The following is a 23,314-nucleotide window of genomic DNA, read 5'->3' on the forward strand; positions in this document are numbered from 1 at the left end:
AATAATAAACAGATAAAATCATAGACCATGAAAATACTATCGGCTTTAAAAATATATGTTGCAGTGCTTGGATTACTGTTGTGTACAGCCAGATCCTTTGCACAAACCGACCCACATTTTTCACAATATTATGCATATCCGTTATGGCTGAACCCAGCCTTAACGGGCGTAATAGACGGCGATTACCGTGGCTCGGTAAACTTTAAGCAACAGTGGAGTGCACTTAACAGTTCGTTCTTAACCGGAGGCGCATCTTTCGATATCGCCCCGAAAAAGAACTTTGCTTTTGGTGCTACGGTATTGAACCAAAGAGCAGGCGAGCTGGATTTTAATTATCTAACTGCCCTGGTATCTGGATCGTACCGTTTAAGGTTTGGTAACGAAGGTTTGCAGATGATCAGTTTCGGTTTGCAGGCCGGTATCATCAACCGCAGTTTCGATTTTTCGCAGGCCAGGTTTGGTAACCAGTTTAACCCGATTTCTGGCTACGACGGTGGAATGATGAGCGGCGAAACCCTATCTTCTCAGTCTTCCCTAGTTCCCGATGTTAATGCAGGTGTAATGTTTTTTGATGGTAACCCGAATAAAAGTGTAAACGTTTTCTTGGGTGCAAGTGCAGCACACTTAACACGTCCAATGGATCGCTTCTCGGGCAGTAACTCGCGTATTCCGGTCCGCGTTACCGCACATGGAGGTGCCCGTATCCGTGCCTCGCAGCTGTTGGATATTGTACCCAATGCTTTGGTAATGTACCAAGGGAACACCAATGAAGTTTCGTTGGGGGGCTATGCACAGCTTAACGTTAATCAATCTGCCAATATTTTATTTGGTGGTAACTACCGTGTTAAAGATGCCGCAATTGCCTTTGTTGGCCTGCAGTTAAAAAACATGGTATTTGGCTTAAGTTACGATGTTAATACATCAAACTTTAACCGTGCATCTAACAGTAACGGAGGTTTAGAGCTTTCAATATCCTTAATCGGGCGTAACGGAATCATAGGTCCAAACTTCTTTTGTCCACGTTTATAATTATTCATCACATTGAAAACAAATTTATAAAGATGAAAAAAATATTACTCTTTTTGTTAGTGGCATTTGGCGGTTTTGCAAACGCACAGTATGTGGTAAATTATAAAAAGGTTGCCGATACTTATTTTGAAAATAAGGATTATTATGCAGCATCAACCTTTTATAAAAAAGCCCTTAAAATTACTGGCGATAGCACTTATGCCATTCTACCATATGGTAAAGAAAGAAAATCGGCTTCGGATGATAAAGTGATAGAAGATTATGAAGGCTCGATATACAACCTTGCAGAATCGAGCCGTTTATACCGCGAGTTTAACGAAGCCGAAAAGTACTATGGTGTGGCGATAACGTTTACCAATACCCGTTTCAGAAAAGCACTTTTCTATTATGCAGAAAGTTTAAGGGCAAACAAAAAGTTCAATTTGGCAATCGATGCCTTTCAACAGTACATACAGCGCAACCCGAACGATATTTTGGTTAAAGATGCCCAGAAAGAAATCGAATCGTGCAAATTTGCCATCGAAGAAATGCGTTTTCCACGCATGGTGCAGGTTAAAAAGATGCCGGCAAATGTTAACGGACTAGGTTCTAACTACGCCCCCGTTAAAATTAATGGCGATTTTTACTTTACCTCGTCGCGTCCTATTGCCGTAGCCAGTAAAAGAGATATTGTTAAAACCGATGCAGGTGATGTGCAGGTTTCTACCAAAAGCAACCCTTTTATCAATAACATTTATACCGCAAAAGGCGATCTCAATGCAACTGATATAGCTGTGAAAATGCTTGATGTCAATTTCCCGAAAAATATGGAAGTTGCGGCGGCTACTTTTACGCCCGATGGCAATACCGCCTATTTTACAGCCTGGAGAGATAAAGATAAGTACGCCATTTACACCGCTAAAAAAACTGGCGATAAATGGTCAGATGCACAACCCGTTGGTTTGCAGGTGAACAGTAAAGATTTTAACTCTGCACAGCCTTTTGTTACCAGCGATGGTAAATTCCTGCTTTTCTCATCCGATAGGAGCGGCGGCTACGGCAAATTCGATTTATGGTATTGCGCAATCCGCGAAGATGGATCGTTGGGCCAGCCGGTAAACTTTGGCCCGGGCATTAACACCGAAGACGATGAGCGTGCACCATATTACAATACCTTAACCAAAAAACTGTTGTTCAGTACCGATGGCCGCGTAGGTTTCGGTGGTCTTGATTTCTTTGAATCAGAAGGCGATCTGGTAACCTGGTCGAATCCAAAAAACCTGGGCTATCCCTTCAACTCTTCAAAAGATGATCTTTACTTTACCGCTACTGATGTATATGGAACAAAAGGGTACATCAGCTCTGACCGCGAATCGTCATGCTGTTTAGAGTTGTTTGAAGTTAAAAAAGAATACCTTTCTATCTCAGGTATCTTAACCGATTGTAAAACCAAACTGCCTCTGGCCGATGCAGCTGTAACGCTCACCAATGCAGAAGGGGCACAGAAAGTAACCACCGGAAAAGATGGTGTTTATAAATTCAGGGTCGATTCTAAAAGGCCAATTAAGCTGCTTTTCGCAAAAGATAATTATTTTGCCATCACCAGAAACTATCCTTACGAAGAACTGGCCAAAGCCGATACCCTGATATACAAAGATTACTGCTTAAGTCCGTTTAAATTGGGTATCCCAATGGCATTGGATAACGTTTACTATGAATTTAACAGCGCGGAGCTGACCGAGCCCTCTAAAAAAGTACTCGATTTCCTCATTCCGATTATGGAAGATAACCCAGAAATGGAGATCGAACTGGGCTCGCATACCGATAACATCGGAACCGACGAATATAATCTCGATTTATCAAACAGAAGGGCAAAATCTTGTGTTGATTATTTAGAGAGCAAAGGAATTGCCGCTTCAAGAATGACCTCTAAAGGTTATGGAGAATCGGTGCCGATTGCGCCTAACGAAATTGTTGTTAAACGCAAGAAAAAAGATAATCCGGAGGGAAGAGCAAAAAACAGAAGAACCGAATTTAAAGTAACCAAAAAATAAATACAATTAACATCCCGAATAAGCCGTTTTCTTTTTAAGGAAACGGCTTTTTGTTTTTATAATGATTTACGATCGGCAACTGTAAAACATCAACAGTTTTTAAATTAATCTTTGTAATTTTCGCCACCATTTAAATCCGATGAAACTGAATATCCAACCTTCCTTCATTTTTAGAACACCTAAATTTTCCTATCAATCTGAACTGTCTGATTGTTGGGAGGAGTTGAAGGAAGCCATATCGTTTTCATCGGCCGCTTTTTACGAAACCATAAAAGAAGTAAAGGCGAGCGAATTGAGCACCCTTCCGCCCAAGGTTTACTTTACCATTTGGAAGTATTTTAACCGGGCAAAATTCCGCTCTACGCCTTACGGTACTTTTGCCAGTTTTAGTTTGCTCAATCAGGGTATTCAACCTGGCGCCGGGCAGATTATAATCCAAGAACAGCAGCATGTGCGCACCTTGGTGGATTGGCCTTATAAGAATAACATCGAATTACCGGTGGCCGAACTGCTGCAAAAAAACTGTATGCTGTTTAGCAATAGCAGTTATTATTACACGGCCGATAGCATCCGCTACATTGCCTGTACCGATGGCATGTTCGAACTGGCAGAGCTCGATCACGATGATAACGTAAAAAAGATTTTGGATGCCTGCCTTTCACCCATTCGGTTAAACGATCTGGTGGAAGCGTTAAGTCTTGATGAGGCAGAAAAAGAAATCCTTTTCGGTCTGCTGTTGGATATGCACCAACTGCAGCTTATCTTCACCAATTACGATCCGAACATTATTGGCGATGATTATTTTGAGCGCCTTGGCATGGCCAGTGCCGGTGCATTGCCAAAATACCTGATTGCCCAACGGAACGTTAGCTCAGGGAATATTGATGAAGGGATACTTCAATCCATATCCCCGCTTATAAAGCTGATACAAAGCTTTTTGCCGGCTAAAGACCGCGATGCCCTTAGCCAGTTTACGGCCCGTTTTAAGAAAAAGTTCGAAGATCAGGAAGTACCTCTGTTGTTGGCCTTAGATCCAGAAATGGGCGTGGGTTACGATGAACTGGAACAGGCAGGACAGAATGATGATTTTATTGCAGCCTTAAATAATAAACCGGCAAAAAAAACAGTAGAACTCGAAGCGCTTAAAAACCTGTTGGAAGAAAGTTTATCCCCGCAGGGTTTCGAAAAGGGTAAAGCTATTTCGCTCAACCGGTTTTCACTTCAGCCAAATGAGCAGCCTGCGCCATTGCCCAACTCATTTAGCCTAATTATGTCTGTACAGGACGAGCTTATATTTACCGAGCAGATAGGTGGGGCAACAGCCAATGCTTTAAGCGGAAGGTTTACCATGGCTGATGAAGCAGTAGAAAATTATGTTAAAAGCATAGCCGATATAGAACAGCAGGCCAATCCGGAGGTGTTGTTTTTTGATGTGGCCTATATGGTAGAAGCCACGGTTGATAATGTGAACAGGCGTAAACTGGTTTATAAGCAACAGCTCTCTATTTTAAATTTCGATACCTCGGCACAGCCATTAAGTTTAAACGATATCCAGCTTTCCGTTCGTGGATCGGAAATTGTTTTGCGCTCAAAACGCTTAAACAAACGTTTAATGCCCAGAATGGCCTCTGCCTATAATTACATCCGCTCCGATCTTTCTGTGTTCCGCCTGTTGTGCGATTTGCAGTTTCAGGGCCTACATACCAACCTTTCCTTTCCGCTCGATGCCCTTTTCCCCGATCTAGACTATTATCCGCGCCTCCAGTACCACAATATTGTTTTAAGCCGTAGCAAATGGAAAGTGCAAAAGGAAGATCTGTTAATTGCAGACAAAAAGTTTTTCAGCATAGCCCAGTGCCGCAGCTATCTTCAAAATATAGGCGTAAGCGATTACTTTAAAGCTGGGATGTCCGATCAGACCTTATGCTTTGAACTGCAAAAAGATGAAGATATAAGTGCCTTTCTGCAGTACATGCAAAAACAGAAAAGCCTTTATCTCGAAGAAGCCAACGTGCCGGTAAACAGTTTGGTGGTAGATGAACAATCGAAGCCTTACCTGGCGCAGTTTATTTTAAGCATTACGCACAACGAACAGGTTTATGCCCCTGTAACGGCCAGTTCATCGCCCGTTGAGGTAACACGGGTTTTTCCACCGGGCAGGGCTTGGTTGTATTTCGAGATATTTTCACATCAGCAAAGATCAGATCAGCTTTTGGCAGAGGTAATAGCGCCTTTTATCCAAAATTATGCCGCGGCCATCAAAACCTGGTTTTTTATCAGGTACAACGAAAATGGCAACCATATCAGGTTTAGGGTATTGTTAAACGACACGCATCAAAACCAAACCTTAACCACTGGCCTGATGGATCGACTTGAGGTGTTCTTAAATACCGGATTGGTATCAGATGTTCAGATTAAAACCTATAAACGCGAGCTGGAGCGCTATGGAGCTGAGCTGATCGAAAATATAGAGCTGCATTTTGGCAACGACAGCGAATTTGTGCTATCGCTTTTCGAAACCGCGCCCGATCATTTTAGTAAATACAAAATAGCAGGAATGCTCGTTACCGAGCTGATCGGATCGCAATTGATGGATAAACAGGTTGTACAAAAAATGATCGGTGCAATTTCTGATGCATTTAACCGGGAGCACCTTTTAGAGGCGGCAGATTTTAAGCAGTTAAATAACCACTACCAACAGTTTAGAAAAACTGAGTTCAATGCATTAACCGAAGAGCAACAACATAAATTTAAGGAGTTTTCTGCCTCGTTTATCCATAACCTTAAACTTTGCCAGCCAGATAAACGGGCAAAATTATTTAGCGATTTAATGCACATGCATGTAAACAGGCTTTTTAACAAAGACCAACGTACGCACGAAATGGTCATCTATTATTTTCTGTTAAAAGATATTCAGCGCCAAAATGCGATGGCTGCTAGCGGTTCAGCTTAGCCATCGGGTTAACAATATCTACATCAATTTCGGTAATGTACCTGTTAAGCGGATCTTTATAGTACCTGAACAGATAATCAGTGCCATAAAAATTACTAAGCCGCTTGGCAATATTATCAATGCCTACATGGTGGCTTTCGGTTTGCTTGCCCTTATTATCGTTAATCATATTAATGGTGCTGATATTAAGGTTGTTGTTTTCGTAAATGACTTTGATGAGTGCAGGCTGGGTAGAGTGCGAAACATTACCGTGCTTGAAAATATTTTCAACCAGCGTTAATAAGATCAGGGGAGGGAACCTCAGTCCGAATAAATCGCCGGTTACCTCAAGCTCCAGGTTAATGGTGTTCGCCGTTCGGAGCTTGTGTAGGTTGATCAGGTGTTCAATCTGCTCAATTTCTTCGCTTAGAGGCACCATTTCAGAAGCTTCTGGACGTTTTAACGCATAACGCATCATTTCGGCCAGGTTCATAATGGCATCTGCTGCCATGGGCGCCTTTTTACGGGCATCGTTATAAATAAAATTTAAGGTGTTAAACAAAAAGTGTGGGTTGATCTGACTGCGCAGGTAATTGTTCTGCGATTGGACGAGGTCATTTTCTAAAGCCTGTTTCTCAATCTGAGTAACCAGGTTTTGTCTTTCCAGCGCTTCTACCTTTTTACGTTCTTCAAAAGATTTGTCGATAAACACATATCCGGTAGCAAAACCGATATATAATAAGGAGCGGTAAATACAATTTAAAACGAAGCCAATATTCAGCTCGAGCGGTGCCGTTACCTTAAATAATCCAAGCTCAACAAACAACAGACCCAGTAAATGAGTTGTTGCTATGTATACAAAAATAGCAGATAAGATGAGCAGGAAAATCTTTATGATTTTTAAGGTGCCTTTACCGTTTTCCAACACTTTTTTAAGGAAAAAAGAGTAGGTGTAAAAGACGGTAATATTGGTGAGGTAAATCAAAACATAAATACCAGCCGGTTTAAAAATTTTCGAAACCAAACCGAGGATAAACACCTCGTAAATGATGTAAATGCCCCAAACAATTAAGTGAAATTTATACTTTTCGTAGAAGGATTTTAAATTTAAAAAATTCATTTTTTCGCTTTTAATCTATTTAAAAGGGGTTTTTATCTCCCAAAACTGGGGGTTTGTGTAAAAAAGTAGTGGTAGTTGTTTTTGTGCCGCACCTTTACAGAAATTAATCACAACAATAAATCATATCATTAAAATAATAATATCATGAAAGCACAACACACAACTAAACTTGCAAAAAAAACAGTATTTGTTTATAAAAATATCAAAGATCAAAACAACTTCAATACTAATCCTATTACTGATCAAAGCCAAACTATCGCCACTAACGGTACCTGGATTTTTGCCCTGTAATTATTACCAATTTTTAGGTTACACTTCGTTACTCCTTAAAACCGAAGAAACATTTTACAATACTCAATTATAAAAAATCTAATAACGTAAATCATCATACCATGAAAGCACAACACACAACTAAACTGGCTAAAAAAACAGTATTCGTTTATAAAAATATCAAAGATCAAAACAATTTCAGTACTAACCCAATTACTGATCAAAGCCATACCGTAGCTACTAATGGTACCTGGATTTTTGCCCTATAATCATCAGCAATTTTAGGTTACGCTTCGTTACTCCTTAAAACCGAAGAAACATTTTACAACAATTCAATTATATAAAATCTACTATAATAAATCATCATATCATGAAAGCACAACACACAACTAAACTGGCTAAAAAAACAGTATTCGTTTATAAAAATATCAAAGATCAAAACAATTTTAACACCAACCCGATTACCGATCAAAGCCAAACTATTGCCACAAACGGAACTTGGATTTTTGCCATCTAATTGTCATCAGATTTTAGTAGTTTTAAAAAGTTCTTTGTATATATGCGGAGAAAAAAATATTTAACCATTTGTTAATTTAAATCCCAACATATTATTATCCGTTTTATGAAAATGCAACAAACCGCTAAATTGGCCAAAAAAACAGTATTCGTTTATAAAAATATTAAAGATCAAAATAACTTTAGTACCAATCCGATTACCGATCAAAGCCATACTGTAGCCACCAATGGTACCTGGAGCATTATCGTTTTTACTACTGGTTTCTAGTAGATTTAAGTAAACTGCTTTGAACATAGGCGAAGAAAGCATCTTTATAGCCTTCGCCAATTTGAATCATCTCATTGTTTACCAACCGGATAATATTTCCATCTACCTTTTTAATCGCTGATTTAGCCACGATATTTGATTTGTTAACCCTGATGAAAGCGTGTGTTTCAAGCGCCTTTTCAATCTCTTTTAACGTAAGGTAGGTAGTGTGGGTTTCAGATTTGGTAATAATCTGGATGTAGTTCTGTAAAGCCTTGATGTAAAGTATTTCATCAATAGCAATATTAGAAAAAGCATATTTATGATCGCCTTTAATGTACAGCGCAGCAACCTGATCAGTTTCTTTAGCCGCATTTTTGGCATTGTTTGCTTCTTTCTTCAAAATCCGGTCGATACCCAGTGCAAATTTTGCAAATGAAATGGGTTTTAATAAATATTGATCGGATTGAACATCAAATGCCTGCAAAGCATAATCGGGATGTGCAGTGGTAAATATCAGGTACTTAGCTTTCTCCCTGATGTTTTTAGCAAGTTCTAAACCATTAATTCCCGGCATATCAATGTCCATAAACAACAAATCAATTTCATCATCAATCTTGATTTCAGTAAGGGCTTGTACTGGGCTGGTAAAAGTCTTAAAAATGGTTAAGCCAGGCATTTCGGCAATGTGGTCAGTTAACACCTCAATTGCATGCTGTTCGTCGTCAATAACAACGCATTTTAGATTCATGAGTTTTAAATATGTTTGTTTATTTGATTGCAAGTTAAATAAAATTGAATTGATTTAACAATCGGTTAAAAAAAAAGTTCACCCGGGTTCATCTAAAGAATCTCGGGGTTTCGTGTAATATTCTGTGGGGTTCATGTAAAAAACTTAGCCGCCATACTTCTTTTTGTAATCTTTAAACTGTTTGCCAAAAACAAATAACCGAATGTGTAAAAACGAACGGTTAAAAAAACATCTGCCTGCCCAATCTTGTGTAGCCTGTAGATCAGAAAATTGAAAACAGGCCATACAATACTGGGTAAAGAGAATGATTAAAAACTGAAAAAAAAGAACTGAAAAACAAAGAGAACAACCCCTACATCTATCTACCGCCACATGAAACAGAACGAATACGAGTATTTACTTAATAAAATCTACTACAAAGGGATCCTCAAAAATCAAGGGGTGAACGCAGATATTTATCAAAGAATGCAAAATGAATACAGCAATCTTGATATGAGTAATCTGGTAAAAGGAAAATTAGACACTGAATACGCATTCAGAAAGTCTTTTTTGGTTGTTCGCAACTATGTTCAACAGGCGATTAAAGATGGGTTGAAAAGCTTTCAGTTTACCATGCAGGCAAGAGATATTACCAAGCTTACTTACATGGTGGAAATGCTGAACAGAAATTTCTTTGATAAACAGAGTTTAGATCAGATCATCATCACCGCAAATTCAGTATTTAACCAATACAATTTAAAAAATTAACTACCATTAAATAAAGATATAAACATGGAATTGAAAGACGAAATCGGGCAATTTGCCGTAAGAATTAAGAAAATGCTTCCACAAGTTCAATCTGAAGATTTAACAAGGAATGCCTTAGTAATGCCTTTTATCCAGATCTTAGGATTTGACCCTTCTGAGGTTCAGTCTGAAGCTGTTTTAGATTTTGGAGTTAAGAAAAGTAAAAAAGTTGATTATACCATTATGAAAGATGGTGAGCCAACAATCTTAGTTGAATGCAAGCACCATAACGATAACCTGGATATTCACGATTCTCGTTTATCTAAATATTTCCGTAAAACCAAAGCTAAATATGGTTTATTAACCAATGGTTTGGTTTATCGTTTCTACACAGAGAAAATGGTTAGATCTAAGAAAAACCAAGAGCCTGTGTTCGAGTTCAAAATTACCGATACCAAAGCTGCAACCATTGCTAAAATGATCGAAGATCACAAAGATTATTTCAACGTAGATCACAAGCACAACGCATTGGCTAGCTAAAAAATATTAATTTTAATCTAAAGAGTTCCCGAAAATTCTTGCCTAAAGTCCTGATGTAAATTAGGACTTTTTTTTTGTGTAAAAAACTGAACGTACAAGCTCGATTCTTTCAGCCTCTAATTTGATTGGTAATTTGCTATCACAGCATTTTGCTCATGATTTTCTAGTTTAGTGCCCCTCAACCTGATCCGTTAGCTATCGGATTTATTTCATGGTCTATCTAGCAGAAAAGATGCTGACCACGAAGTGGCTATTAATTTAGCTGCATAATCAAGATAACTTTGCTGCATGGACAAAATGATTTGGCTGCATAATTAAAAATGCCACATATACACAGATTGGGATGCTTTACTAAAAAAGATTCTTCACTGCGTTCAGAATGACAATTAATACACCGCTGTCATCCTGAGTCTGTCGAAGGATCTTTATCCCGGGATAACCGCAGAACTGTCTTTGCATACTCCGTGCCTTTATCTTTGCGTGCTTTGCGGTTAAAAATGCCATATCTGCACATATTGGATGCTTTACTAAAAAAGATTCTTCACTGCGTTCAGAATGACCATTAATGCATCTCTCTGTCATCCTGAGCCTGTTAAAGGACTTGCTTAAATTCTTGCGTGGTGTTTCGACTTCTCGTCCCGAAAATCGGGAAGCTCAACGTGAAAAATTTGGATCGAACTCGGGCTTTATTAAAATCGGTGCAAGCAAAAAAGGGAGAAGCCTCATCGGTTTCTCCCTTTTAATATGGCGTTTAAGCCTGGTTTAAATCAGTTCTACACTTCTGCTTACAAAAGCGGTTAGTTCTGCGCCGGTTAACATGCCCTGGGCCAATAAAGCCAAATCTACAGCTTGTTTAGCCAGGTTGCTCTGCTCTTCACCTTCTGCCTTTAAAATTTTGCTAACCAGTTTATGGTTTCCGTTAATGGCTACCTTGTAGTTATCTGGCATTTGGCCATAAAAGCCCATTCCGCCTCCCATAGCAGCCATATCTTTCATTCTGCGCATAAACTCATCCATTGTAATGGTCACAGGCAGCTCTTCTGGGTGCAGGGCCACAATTTCAACATGCATACCAGGTTTTGTAATGGCTTTTTCGAAAATAGCCGTTACTTCTTTAACCTGATCTTCAGTTAAAACATGCTCATTCTGCTCATCTTTCTCAATTAGTTTATCGGCAACACTAGAGTCGACACGTTTAATAGATGTTTTTTCTAATTTTTGCTCCAATTGATTGATAAAGTGATTGTCAATCGGCGAATCCAATACCAAAACATCGTAATCTTTCTTATTAGCCGATTGGATAAAGGCATCCTGTTTTGCGGCATCATTGGTATATAAATAAACCACAGTGCCGTTTTTATCCGTTTGCAGGGCAGATACCTTCTCCTTATATTCAGGAAGCGTGAAAAGCTCGTTCTTTGTGTTTCCAACCAAAGCAAAATCTTTCGCTTTATCGTAAAACTTCTCCTCGCTAATCATACCGTATTTTACAAAAAGACCTATGTCTTTCCATTTGTCTTCGTAAGCTTTACGGTCTTTCGCAAATAACTCACCCAGTTTATCAGCAACCTTTTTGGTAATGTAGTTGTTGATCTTTTTAACATTGCTATCAGCCTGTAAGAAACTACGCGATACGTTTAACGGAATATCTGGCGAATCGATTACACCATGCAATAGCATTAAAAACTCAGGTACGATATCTTTTACCTCATCGGTAATAAATACCTGGCGCGAATATAATTTGATTTTGTTGCGCTGCATTTCGAAGTCGTTTTTCAACTTAGGGAAATACAATACACCGGTTAAATTGAATGGATAATCAACATTTAAGTGGATCCAGAACAATGGTTCTTCGCTAAATGGATATAATTCGCGGTAGAAACTCAAATAATCCTCGTCTGACAAATCTGCAGGAGCTTTTGTCCAGATCGGGTTTGTGGTGTTGATGATGTTATCCACCTCAACATCTTTATGCTTTGCTTTACCTTCTTCATCAACACCATCTTCTACAGATTCTGTTTTGGTGCCAAACTTAATTGGTACAGGTAAAAACTTAGCGTATTTATCAAGTATTTCCTGGAGTTTGCTTTCTTCTAAAAACTCTTCCGAATCTTTGTTTACATGAAGGATGATATCGGTACCACGGGTTGTTTTGGTGCCTTCGGTAATCTCAAATTCAGTGCTGCCATCGCAAACCCAACGTGCAGGCTCTGCGCCATCCTGGTAAGATAATGTTTGGATTTCTACTAAATCTGCAACCATAAAGGCCGAGTAAAAACCTAAACCGAACTTACCGATGATTTCGTTGGCATCTTTTGCATCCTTAAATTTTTCTACAAACTCACTTGCGCCAGAAAATGCAACCTGATTAATGTACTTTTTAATTTCTTCGGCAGTCATCCCTAAACCGTTATCGCTAATGGTAATGGTTTTTGCGTCTTTATCAACAGCAACCTGAACCAATGGTGCGCCAACTTCTCCGTTAAACTGACCTAATGAACCTAGTCTTTTGATTTTCTGAACCGCATCTACTGCGTTAGAAACCAACTCACGAAGAAAAATTTCGTTATCAGAATATAAAAACTTCTTAATTATCGGGAAAATATTCTCGGTATGGATTGAAATATTTCCTTTTTCCTGTATGCTCATATGTAAATAAATTGTTTAATCTACAACGAGCCTATCAATGCCTGTTCCAAAGCATTTTATTTGCCAAATTGACAGTTAAGGGAAGTTTTGATAGAAAAATTTAAGAGAGAGATAGGTGGGGCATAAAAAAGCCAGGAAAGAGATGGTTTTCCTGGCTAAATATATATTGTTGTTTTTACTTAATTTAAATGGAAACTTGGCTGATCTTCTTCCAAGGATAAGATTTTGGCAATTTTCTTCAGCAGCACATCCATTTGGAAAGGTTTGGATAAAAAGTCATCCTGACCATAATTTAAGGTGGTAAAATCTTTAGGATCGTATAAACCCGAAATCAATAAAATTGGAATTTTGGAAGTGCTTTCTATAGATTTTAACTGCTCGCATAAAACCCTTCCGTCAATGTGGCCAAGAGAAATATCCAGTAAAATCAGATCAGGGTTAAAATGTTCAATTCTGTTAAAAATCTCTTCTCCATCATTCAGTGCCGAAACTTTAAAACCTCCGATTTCCAGGATCAATTGTATGGTTTCTAAAACCTCAATATCATCATCTACTACCAGTATTTTCTTCATATGTGCTAGCAATTTATTTGCTCTTTAAAAATATAACAAAAGTTGTGTGGTTATGTTTACAATCTTAAACATATTTTAACAATAAATTTATAGCGTTATCAAAATAGATTTTGATTTAACTGGCCTGTTGTACGATGCCTTCTTTGTGCAGGATGAAGTTGAAAAGTTCATCAATCGGCTTTTGTAGAATCTTGCCCGGTTCGATACCATTTTCTAGCAGCACCGAAATAAGCGAATCCTGGTAGTAGTAAGCAATTGAACCTACAAAATGACAGGGAACATTTTTGTGCTTAGGGTAATCTTTAACGTTGGTATCTACAAATTCCTGAAAGCCGCTTCTCAGAATATCCTGGATAAAGGGATGATCTTTGTGGCTGGCCATGAAACGGCTAAAACCTGCCAGGTAAATATTAGGGAAAGGTTTTTGGTACACGTTGGTAATAATCTGCTCTTTTTCTGCAGGGAAAGATTTTTTAAACTCTGCGGCCAAATTTGTAGGCATTTTGTTGTACAGGTAGCTTAGCAGCACTTTCTTGCCAAAAAAAGTACCCGATCCTTCATCGCCTAAAACATACCCCAGGCCATGGTGGCCATCGTGTATTTTCTTTCCATCAAAATAGCAGATGTTTGATCCTGTGCCTAAAATACAGTTTAATCCTTCTGCATTGCCGCATGTAGCATATACCGAACCCAAAAGATCGTGATCTACAGAAATAAAAGCTTTTTCAAAAACGGCCGATAAGCCGTTAGATACTACTTCGTGCTTATCGGGAGAGGAGCAACCGGCACCAAAAAAATAAATTTCCTTTACTTCGCCTGCATACTGCAATAAGGACTCATTTTTAGAAATCAACTTGGTTATTTCTTGTTCGCTTAAGAAATAAGGGTTAATTCCGGGAGTGCTAAATTTAATGGTTTCACCATTGTGATAGCCCATCCAATCGGTTTTTGATGAGCCACTATCTGCAACAAGTATCATGGGATTAAATATAAAAATTAATTATAGAATTTTATACTTGCAATAATTTCGTTACTTCTGTTAAACCGTTTTAGTCTGGAACATAATTAGTTAAAAAATGAATCAGCCAATGGGTAATCAACTATTGAAGGCCAATAATCAGCTTCAAACAGGCAGATTTTCCAATAAAAAGACTTCTTCTGCTTAGATTATGTAGAAAAGCTCCGCAAATTTAGTGGATTGAAGTTTTTTGGTATGAAAATCTATTTCGATCTGCATTTTTTATCTTTTTTAATCTGCTAGATAGTAATTACAGTTAGCATAGGGCCATCCAAACTATTTCCCAATACACAAATGACTATTGAACTGATTTAATTCCCCAAATCTATATTTCCACTGATTTCCTTTAATGTTGTTTCTGCAATTTTAGCCTGATACTGCATTTCAATAAAACGATTTTGTGCGTCTATGGCATTCCGTTGTGCTTCTCTTAGCTCTAAAGGGGCAATGCTGCCCAAACGGTATTTAGCCAAAGTAATGTCCAGGTTTTCTTTTGCAATATCAACATTGCGCTGTTCGAGCTTAATCAGGTCCAGATAGGTGCTGTAGTTCTGGTATGCGGTAAGGAGCTGCGAATTTACGTCCAGTTTTACCTTATCTAAACTAAGATCAGCATTTTTAATATCTATTTTAGCATTGCGCTCCTGTTGCCGTTGTAAAAAACCATTAAACAGGTTAATGCTGGCGGTTACCCCATAAGTAAAACCATTTGCAGCAAACTTTTGGTTAAAGCCTGTCGGACTGGTGCTGTTTGCACGGCTATAGCCCGAATTTAAACTTACCGATGGATAGCGTGCGCCTTTGATAGATTTTAAGGAGAGGGCTGCTATTTTTTGATTGATAAAGGCATTTTGCACATTGGGATTTTGCTGCTGGGCCATTTCAGCCAGTGTATTAAACAGTATGCCTTTATCTACATCAATGGTATTGGCCACCGAAAAATCGGTACCACTGGGCCTAACCATTAGCTGGTTTAAACGCACTTTTGCCACTTGCAGGGCATTCTTGCTTTGCAGGTAATTGGAAGTATCAGTATTGTAATCTACCTGTGCTGTTAACACATCGAGCTTTGAGCCGCGGCCCAACTGCAGTTTAGTTTTTGCAATATTGGTTCGCAGTACCGAAACATCCATGGCACTATCGGCTGCAATAACAAGTTGCTGTTGCCTCACAATATCGTAATAAGCGGCAATTACATCCGAAACAGTGGTCAAAATGGTCAATCTCGAATTTAATTCGCCCTGCTTTTGCAGTTCTTTTAAACGGTCGTAATTGGCAAACATGCTAAAACCATCAAAAATGGTCCAGTTTAAATCGGCACCATAGCTGTTATTGGTACTTTTGGCGCCAGTAATTACCCTATCAGCTCCGGTTGCGGGTGTTTGTCTGGTGTTTTGGATGCTTCCGCCATTGGTATAGCTTCCCGTTAAATTGGGCAGCATCCCTGCATTACCGATATTGGCATTGTTTTTTGCAATATCAATCTGGTTTTTGCTGATTTTGATATCGTAATTGTTCTGTAAAGCAATGGTTATGGCCTGTTGCAGGCTGAGCTTTTCCTGTGCAAAGCCGGCAAAGGAAAAGCATATCAATAGGCTAAATATTATTAATTTCTTGCTCATCTTATTCTTCTGTATGTAAAGCCTCTAGTTCAAAACGATGGGCGTCTTTTAGTTCTTTGTTCGGTTTGTATGGTTTTGCCCAGTACGAGTAAATGGCTGGGATTACAAAGAGCGTTAAAACCAAAGAGAACAAGGTTCCGCCCACAATTACAGTTCCCATGCTCATTCTACTTTTTGCCGCAGCACCCAATGCAAGCGCAATTGGCAGGGCACCAATAGCAATAGCCAAACTGGTCATTAAAATAGGGCGCAAACGCGAAACTGCAGCCTCGCGGATCGCTTCCGGAATAGGAATGCCCTTCTCTTTCAACTGGTTGGCAAACTCTACAATAAGAATACCGTTTTTGGTTACCAAACCAATAAGCATAATGGTACCGATCTGGCTAAAAATATTCCAGCTCTGGCCGCAGAGCCAAAGTGATAAAAATGCACCTGCAACGGCCATTGGTACGGTCAAGATAATGATAATCGGATCTTTAAAACTCTCGAACTGGGCCGAAAGAATTAAATAAACAAGTAGCAAGGCAAGGCCAAATGCAAAAAAGGTATTGGATGAACTTTCTTTAAAATCGCGCGATTCTCCGCTCAGATCAGTTGAGAAGGTTTCGTCGAGCACTTTTTTAGAAATGGCATCCATGGCATCTATTCCTTCGCCAATGCTTTTCCCGGGGGCCAGGCCTGCAGAAACGGTGGCGGCTATAAAACGGTTGTTCCGGTATAATTGCGGCGGACTGCTTTCTTCTTTAGCGGTAACCACATTATCAAGCTGAACCAGCTCGCCTTTATCATTACGTACATAAACGGAACTCAGATCCAAAGGATCTTTTCTGTCGCCACGGTCAAACTGGCCAATTACCTGGTACTGTTTTCCGTTCATGAAGAAATACGAGAACCTTTGCCCGCTTAGGCCCAGGTTTAAGGTTTGGGCAATGGCAGAAATGGAAACGCCTAAATTTTTAGCCTTATCGCGATCGATGGTGAGGTTGATCTCGGGTTTGTTAAACTTTAAGTTTACATCCGAAACCGTAAATGTAGGATCTTTAGATACGGCATCCATAAACAATGGGATTTTCTCCCTCAGTTTTTCAAAGTTCTGCGCTTGGATGATATAGCTGATCGGCAAACCGCCACGGCGGCCCACAGAAATGGTTGGCTGCTGGTTTACAATGGTTTTACCTTCGGTGTATTTCTTGGTTATTTTGGTCAGGTAATCGGCAATGTCCTTTTGCGAACGCTCACGCTGATCGGGATCTACCAGTCCCATCCTTACAAAACCCGAGTTTACCGACCCCGAACCACCAAAGCCGGGCGAGGTAATGGTAATGTTTACATTTTTTTCGGGTACCGAATCCATTACCAACTGATTCAGTTTCATGATAAACTTATCGGTATAGGCAAATGATGCACCTTCGGGTGTGGTGGCATTGATGTTGATGGCACTTCTATCATCATAAGGCGCCGTTTCTTTGGGTAGTACTTTCCAGAACAAGAAAATTAATCCCATACAAACTGCAATGATTGGGATAGAAAGCCACCTTCTATCTAAAAATTTGTTCAGGTTAGATTCGTACGAATCGTTTAACTTAACAAAATAAGGCTCTGTCCAATTGTAAAACCTAGATGGCTTATGACCACCTTTTTTCATCAGGTAGGCATTTAACATAGGGGTTAAAGTAAGCGATACAAAAGCCGAGATCAATACGGCAGCACCGATTACCACGCCAAACTCCCTGAACAAACGGCCTACAAAGCCCTGTAAGAAAATTACCGGCAGGAAAACGGCTGCAAGGGTAATGGAAATTGAAATTACGGCAAAAAAGATTTCGTTTGATCCTTTTATCGCTGCTTCGAAAGGCGACATGCCTTCTTCAACCTTTTTAAAGATGTTTTCGGTAACTACGATACCATCATCTACCACCAAACCGGTGGCCAGTACAATGGCGAGTAAACTCAGTACGTTTATCGAGAAACCAAAGGCGTACATAATAAAGAATGTGAACACCAGCGATACCGGAATATCAATCAGTGGCCTGAAAGCAATTGCCCAATCTCTAAAAAACAGGTAGATAATCAGGATTACCAGCACCAAAGATAAACCAATGGTTTCGGCAACTTCTGTAACCGAACGCTTAATGAATAGTGTATTATCAAGCGCTACTTTAAGCTTAATATCCTGGGGAATATCTGCTTTGAGTTTATCGAAACGCTTGTAAAACTCTTTGCTGATATCCAGGTAATTTGCGCCCGGCTGTGGAATAATGGCAATAGCCACCATCGGTCTGCCCGATTCGCGCAGAATGGTTTCCTCATTCTCCGGGCCTAAAACAGCGTAACCAACATCTTTTAACTTGATTACCTGGTTGCTGTCGGTTTTAAGTATGAGGTTGTTAAACTCGCTTTCATTGGTAAGCTTGCCTAAGGTTTTAACAGTAAGCTCGGTGGTTGCCCCGGTAATTTTTCCGGATGGAAGCTCTACGTTTTCGTTATCCAGTGCGGTAACAATATCCTGCGAGGTTAAACCGTAAGCGCTCAGTTTGTTGGGGTCCATCCAAATGCGCATGGCATATTTCCGCTGGCCCTGAATCTGTACACTACTCACCCCAGGTATGGTCTGGATCCTATCGGCGATTACATTTTCGGCAAAATCACTCAATTCAAGTGTATTTCTTTTATCACTCTGGATCGTCATCGATAAAATCGGATCAGAGTTGGCATCGGCCTTACTTACTACCGGAAGGCCATCAATATCTTTAGGAAGTGTTCTGGCAGCCTGCGAAACCTTATCGCGCACATCGTTGGCTGCTTCTTCGATATTTTTATCCAGGTTAAACTCAATGGTGATGTTACTGGTTCCCTGGTTACTGGATGATGAAATATTTCTGATCCCATCAATGGAATTGATCGATTTTTCCAAGGGTTCGGTAATCTGCGATTCGATAATATCGGAGTTTGCCCCTGGGTAGGAGGTTCGTACCGAAACCACCGTTGGATCAATGGACGGATACTCGCGTACACCCAGAAAGGTGTAGCCTATTACCCCAAAAAGGACAATAAGCAGGTTCATTACAATGGCCAGAACAGGCCTTTTTATACTCGTGGTGGAGATACTCATAATTATTCTTTAACCAAATGAACTTTAACAGGTGCATCTTTTTTCAAAGCCATTGATCCGGTGGTTAAAACGGTATCGCCAGCTTTTAAACCCGAGGTGATTACAATTTTTTCATCTGTACGTGTTCCGGCCTCTACTTTTACTTCTTGTGCTTTTCCATCTTTTTGGATGTAAACAATCTTTCCTTTTAATACTGGAACAACAGCTTCATTCGGGATAAGAATGGCATCCTGCAGCGTATTTAAGGCCAGTTTAATCTTCGCGAAAGAACCTGGTAGCAGGGCGTTATCTGCATTTGGGGCCAAAGCCCTAATCTGCAGGGTTCTGGTTGCGGCATTTATACCCGGTTCAATGGCATATACTTTTCCGGTGTTCTGTTTCGAAGAACCATCGGTGGTAAAGCTAATGATCGAGCCCATTTTAATCTGTCCTGCATATTTTTCGGGTACAGAGAATGTTATTTTAACAGGGTTAGTGCTTACCAGGTTGGCAATTACCGTTGCCGGGGTAAGGTAAGTACCTTCTGAAATGCTACGTAAACCTACTCGGCCGGTAAATGGCGCACGGATGGTGGTTTTGGCCAATTGCGCCCTGATTAATTGCGATTGCGCCTGTAGCGATTTCAAATCGGCCAGGGAGGTATCGTATTCTTCTTGGCTAATGGCACCTTTGGCCAACAGTTGCTTTGCCCTGTTTTCGTTTGTGCCCGAAAGCTTTTGTTTGGTCAGTGCCTCTTGCAATTGTGCCTGTATATCCCTGTCGTTTACCTTAACCAACATGCTGCCTTTGCTTACAGTGGTGCCTTCTTTAAAGTAAATACCGGTAACCAAACCCGATACCTCACTTTTTAATACCACCGATTCATTGGCTTCGATGGCGCCTGTTATTTCAAGGTCGTTATCAAATGATACAGGTTTTACTATAATTCCATCAACTACCAATGGCGCTGATTTTCCATCTTTGCCATCTTTTCCTCCTTTGCCCGGTCCGGCTGTTGTACCGCCTTTTCCTTCTAATTTTTTGTTGGCGTTAATTCTGTAATATACCAGATAGGCCAAACCCAATGCCAAAACAGCGTAGATAATGTATCTTTTCTTCATGTTATTATTTGTGTGTGCGTATTCAGAACATTAAAATAAAATTAATGTTCTGCAATTAGAGCGTAAAAATATCCAAATAGTTTAGTCCTAAATTTGTTGTATTAAGGATGTTACCGATTTTAGTCCGAGGGCCATAGTCGGAAGTTGGCAGTTTAGGCGCCAAATACTTTGCGCCAATCCACCATCATCCCGCAAAAACCGATAGATTGATGCTTGGCGCAGCTTAGGTGCTTAGGTTTTCTCCGCTTAGCCTCAATCGCCATACGCCACACGCCAGATGTACAGAAACAACTATTTTACACCACATTTAGCTATTTTGTTCTAAAACCTCATCAATAAATATAAATTTGCATCAAAACAGTCAATATCAATATGTTTAATAAAAAATCAATTTTAAGTTTAGTTTTACTACTAACGTGTATTATGGCAGCGAAGGCGCAGGTAAAAATAGGCTTTGAGGTTTCTTTTAAAGAGCCGCAGGCGCATTATGCAGAAGTTCAGATGAATATTTCTGGCTTGGCAAAAGATTATGTAGATGTAAAAATGCCGGTATGGACACCAGGCTCATACTTGGTTCGTGAGTTTGAAAAAAGTGTTGAGGAGTTTAAGGCTACGGCGGCTGGTAAAGCTGTTAAAGTAGAAAAAGTAAGGAAAAACACCTGGCGGATTTTCTCTGCCAAGGCGGCTAATATCCAGATCAATTACCGTGTTTACGCTTTTGAGATTTCTGTACGTACCCCTTTTATTGATGAGTCTCATGCTTTCTTATCGCCAACAGGCATTTTTATGCACCCTGACGGAATGATCAAATCGCCAAGTACTGTTAAAATTATTCCTTTTAATACCTGGAGTAAGGTATCAACTGGTTTAACCCCGGTTGCAGGTGAGCAGTTTACTTATAAAGCTTCTGATTTTGATATTCTTTACGATAGTCCGATTGAAGTAGGTAACCAGGATATTTTCGAATTTACGGCAGCTGGTGTGCGCCATGAGGTGGCTATGTACGGTGGCGGTAACTACGATAAAGAAAAACTTAAGGTAGATATGGCTAAAATTGTAGAGAAAGAAACTGCAGTTTATGGCGAAAACCCAAATAAATATTATGTTTTTATTGTCCATAATTTCTTAAAAGGCGGCGGTGGTTTAGAGCACTTAAACTCTACTACCTTAGGTGCAACCAGAAATGCCTACAATACGGCCGAAGGTTATAAAGGATTTTTAGGTTTGGTTGCGCACGAGTACCACCACTTGTGGAATGTAAAGCGTTTACGCCCTATTGCCTTGGGTCCGTTCGATTACGACAACGAAAACTACACCACCAACCTTTGGATTGCTGAAGGTTTTACTTCTTACTATGAAAATAAGTACCTGCACAGGGCCGGTTTTACCGATGTAAACGAATTTTTGAAAGATCTGGCAGGTGGTGTAGCTACCGTGTTAAATACACCAGGCGCAAAATATCAGTCGGCAGCTTCATCCAGCTACGATGCCTGGATTATCGGTTACCGCCCGAATGAAAACTCGAAAAATAACTCTATCTCTTATTATAACAAAGGTGAAGTAATCGGGATTTTGATGGATCTGGAAATCATTAATGCCACAAAAGGGGCCAAAAGTTTAGATGATGTAATGAAAGCCATGTACCTACAGTGCAAAACTTTAAAACGCGGCTATACCGATACTGAGTTTAAGGCGATGGTAGAGAAAGTTGCAGGCATAAGCTTTACCAATTTCTGGGCAAAATATGTTAACGGTGTTGATGATGCCGAATATGTAAAGTATTTTGGATATGCGGGTGTTGATGTTTCATCAGAAAATGCCACACCAGGGAAACCGGTAACCGGCGCAAACGGACAGCTTTTAAATAACGGCAACATTTTAATTAGCGGTACCACCAGAAATTCTGCAGCCTGGATTGCTGGACTGAACGTTAACGATGAGGTAATTTCTTTGGATGATGTAACCGTTACAGAGGCACTATCAACCATCAGGTTAAAAAGCCCAATGATATCGCTTGATGTTCTGCCTTTGGTGGCTAAGAAAAACATTGGCGATACGTTAAAATTAAAGGTTAAACGCGATGGTTTGGAAAAAGAAATCACGTTGACATTAAAAGAAAATACTAATGTTCGTTTAAAAGCAACTGTTAACGAAAACGCAACACCAGCTCAGAAAACAGTGTTGAAAAAATGGACTGGGGTTTAGTCGTTAGTCATAACTCTTGAGTCAATAGTTCAAGCATGAAAATCCCGTAAGATGAATTTCTTACGGGATTTTTTATGCCCCTACCACACGTTCTTCACTTTTGCAAATTCCGCATCATTAAGCGCTAATTTAAGATTAGGACTCAGGTGCTTTATTAAATAGCTTTGATATTCCACGGCTGATTAAGAATTGTGTTAAAAGGGTAAATTTTTTTACATGCAAAGTGCGGACTATCAAAAAGTATGGCTAAGCATCCGAATGGGTGATGAAAATGCATTATTTTCTTTATACAATGAGTTATATAGTCAATTGTATAGCTATGGCATGTACGTTTGCAATACCAGGGTAATTGTAGAAGATTGTATTAATGAGCTGTTTTTGGAAGTGTACGATAGGCGTGAAAAAATGCCTGAGGTGACGAATGTTAAAAGCTATTTCTTTACTTATCTGCGCAGAAAGATTTTAAAGGAGAAAAAGCAGGTTGAAAGGCCATTGCTTACGCACGATAATTTACAGCAGGTATTTGAAGAATCCATTTTGGAAAACATTATCCAGCTGCAAATGGAGGAAGAGGTAAAACAAAAAATTTTAAAGGCGATAAACGAGCTTAGTCCTAGGCAAAAACAGATCATAATCTTAAAATATTACGAGAACATTTCTTACGACGAAATTGCTACTCAACTCAATTTATCCTTACGCACTGTATACAATAACGCTTTTGAAGCCATACAGGTACTCCGTAACAACTCTACATTAATTTCATCAAGCGAGGTCTCTGCTTTTATTATTTTTTTTAAATTTTTGTTCTGATAATCAGATTGTTGCATTTTATTTAAAAAAATACCCGGTAAATTTTTCTTCGAAAATACACT

19 protein-coding genes are annotated in these 23,314 nt (G+C 39.6%); 11 read left to right on the top strand and 8 right to left on the bottom strand.

Annotated elements, in window-relative coordinates; translation table 11 throughout:
• The first annotated feature begins 27 nt into the window (after positions 1-27).
• The 3 genes from ACS5PU_RS00290 to ACS5PU_RS00300 all read left to right on the top strand — a co-directional run bounded on the left by ACS5PU_RS00290 (position 28) and on the right by ACS5PU_RS00300 (position 6,015).
• Entirely contained in the window at positions 28-1,029 is a 1,002-nt protein-coding gene (locus tag ACS5PU_RS00290; protein ID WP_439457283.1) for a PorP/SprF family type IX secretion system membrane protein, read from the top strand.
• 32 nt (positions 1,030-1,061) lie between these two features.
• Positions 1,062-3,062: an OmpA family protein gene (locus tag ACS5PU_RS00295; protein ID WP_439457284.1), complete on the top strand. Its 2,001-nt coding sequence runs from the start codon at positions 1,062-1,064 to the stop codon at positions 3,060-3,062.
• Positions 3,063-3,201: 139 nt separating this feature from the next.
• Positions 3,202-6,015, top strand: coding sequence for a thiopeptide-type bacteriocin biosynthesis protein (locus ACS5PU_RS00300; RefSeq protein WP_439457285.1), 2,814 nt, complete (start codon positions 3,202-3,204; stop codon positions 6,013-6,015).
• On the opposite strand, the gene ACS5PU_RS00305 is transcribed toward ACS5PU_RS00300, so the two are convergent.
• Positions 5,999-7,114 (bottom strand): sensor histidine kinase, encoded by a 1,116-nt coding sequence (locus ACS5PU_RS00305; protein ID WP_439457286.1) that lies wholly within the window; start codon positions 7,112-7,114, stop codon positions 5,999-6,001. The genes ACS5PU_RS00300 and ACS5PU_RS00305 overlap by 17 nt on opposite strands.
• 144 nt (positions 7,115-7,258) lie before the next feature.
• Between ACS5PU_RS00305 and ACS5PU_RS00310 the strand changes: the two genes are divergently transcribed.
• The 4 genes from ACS5PU_RS00310 to ACS5PU_RS00325 all read left to right on the top strand — a co-directional run bounded on the left by ACS5PU_RS00310 (position 7,259) and on the right by ACS5PU_RS00325 (position 8,168).
• The gene (locus ACS5PU_RS00310; protein WP_439457287.1) at positions 7,259-7,405 is read left to right on the top strand and encodes a hypothetical protein; all 147 of its coding nucleotides are present in this window, start codon (positions 7,259-7,261) and stop codon (positions 7,403-7,405) included.
• A 101-nt stretch (positions 7,406-7,506) separates the two neighbouring features.
• Complete coding sequence (locus tag ACS5PU_RS00315; RefSeq protein ID WP_439457288.1) at positions 7,507-7,653, top strand: hypothetical protein; 147 nt, start codon at positions 7,507-7,509, stop codon at positions 7,651-7,653.
• 101 nt (positions 7,654-7,754) lie between these two features.
• Complete coding sequence (locus tag ACS5PU_RS00320) at positions 7,755-7,901, top strand: hypothetical protein (protein WP_439457289.1); 147 nt, start codon at positions 7,755-7,757, stop codon at positions 7,899-7,901.
• Between the two features lie 105 nt (positions 7,902-8,006).
• Positions 8,007-8,168 carry a hypothetical protein gene (locus ACS5PU_RS00325; RefSeq protein WP_439457290.1) on the top strand — a complete coding sequence of 54 codons (162 nt, stop codon included), beginning with the start codon at positions 8,007-8,009 and terminating at the stop codon, positions 8,166-8,168.
• Here ACS5PU_RS00325 and ACS5PU_RS00330 read toward each other — a convergent pair.
• Positions 8,155-8,898 (bottom strand): LytR/AlgR family response regulator transcription factor, encoded by a 744-nt coding sequence (locus ACS5PU_RS00330; RefSeq protein ID WP_439457291.1) that lies wholly within the window; start codon positions 8,896-8,898, stop codon positions 8,155-8,157. The two genes, ACS5PU_RS00325 and ACS5PU_RS00330, sit on opposite strands and share 14 nt — an antisense overlap.
• A 372-nt stretch (positions 8,899-9,270) precedes the next feature.
• Here ACS5PU_RS00330 and ACS5PU_RS00335 point away from each other — a divergent pair, with 372 nt between their 5' ends.
• Complete coding sequence (locus ACS5PU_RS00335; protein WP_439457292.1) at positions 9,271-9,645, top strand: hypothetical protein; 375 nt, start codon at positions 9,271-9,273, stop codon at positions 9,643-9,645.
• Between the two features lie 24 nt (positions 9,646-9,669).
• A complete protein-coding gene (locus ACS5PU_RS00340; protein WP_439457293.1) occupies positions 9,670-10,164 on the top strand; it encodes a type I restriction enzyme HsdR N-terminal domain-containing protein in 495 nt (164 codons plus the stop codon).
• Between the two features lie 762 nt (positions 10,165-10,926).
• Here the strand turns inward: ACS5PU_RS00340 and htpG are convergent.
• From htpG to ACS5PU_RS00370, 6 genes are all read right to left on the bottom strand, one after another.
• Entirely contained in the window at positions 10,927-12,813 is a 1,887-nt protein-coding gene (htpG, locus tag ACS5PU_RS00345; protein WP_439457294.1) for a molecular chaperone HtpG, read from the bottom strand.
• Positions 12,814-12,992: 179 nt separating this feature from the next.
• Entirely contained in the window at positions 12,993-13,385 is a 393-nt protein-coding gene (locus ACS5PU_RS00350; RefSeq protein ID WP_439457295.1) for a response regulator, read from the bottom strand.
• Between the two features lie 115 nt (positions 13,386-13,500).
• Complete coding sequence (locus ACS5PU_RS00355) at positions 13,501-14,364, bottom strand: N-acetylglucosamine kinase (protein WP_439457296.1); 864 nt, start codon at positions 14,362-14,364, stop codon at positions 13,501-13,503.
• Positions 14,365-14,714: 350 nt separating this feature from the next.
• On the bottom strand, positions 14,715-16,025 hold the full coding sequence (locus ACS5PU_RS00360) for a TolC family protein (protein WP_439457297.1): 1,311 nt from the start codon (positions 16,023-16,025) through the stop codon (positions 14,715-14,717).
• A 1-nt stretch (position 16,026) separates the two neighbouring features.
• Positions 16,027-19,137, bottom strand: a complete 3,111-nt coding sequence (locus ACS5PU_RS00365; RefSeq protein WP_439457298.1) for an efflux RND transporter permease subunit — start codon at positions 19,135-19,137, stop codon at positions 16,027-16,029.
• A 2-nt stretch (positions 19,138-19,139) separates the two neighbouring features.
• Positions 19,140-20,237, bottom strand: a complete 1,098-nt coding sequence (locus tag ACS5PU_RS00370) for an efflux RND transporter periplasmic adaptor subunit (protein WP_439457299.1) — start codon at positions 20,235-20,237, stop codon at positions 19,140-19,142.
• A gap of 423 nt (positions 20,238-20,660) precedes the next feature.
• On the opposite strand from ACS5PU_RS00370, the gene ACS5PU_RS00375 reads away from it, so the two are divergent.
• Together ACS5PU_RS00375 and ACS5PU_RS00380 are read left to right on the top strand one after the other, a co-directional pair.
• The gene (locus tag ACS5PU_RS00375; protein ID WP_439457300.1) at positions 20,661-22,442 is read left to right on the top strand and encodes a M61 family metallopeptidase; all 1,782 of its coding nucleotides are present in this window, start codon (positions 20,661-20,663) and stop codon (positions 22,440-22,442) included.
• Between the two features lie 216 nt (positions 22,443-22,658).
• The gene (locus tag ACS5PU_RS00380; RefSeq protein ID WP_439457301.1) at positions 22,659-23,252 is read left to right on the top strand and encodes an RNA polymerase sigma factor; all 594 of its coding nucleotides are present in this window, start codon (positions 22,659-22,661) and stop codon (positions 23,250-23,252) included.
• Positions 23,253-23,314 lie beyond the last annotated feature (62 nt).

The organism is Pedobacter sp. GSP4 (assembly GCF_051857575.1).
Lineage (GTDB): Bacteria > Bacteroidota > Bacteroidia > Sphingobacteriales > Sphingobacteriaceae > Pedobacter.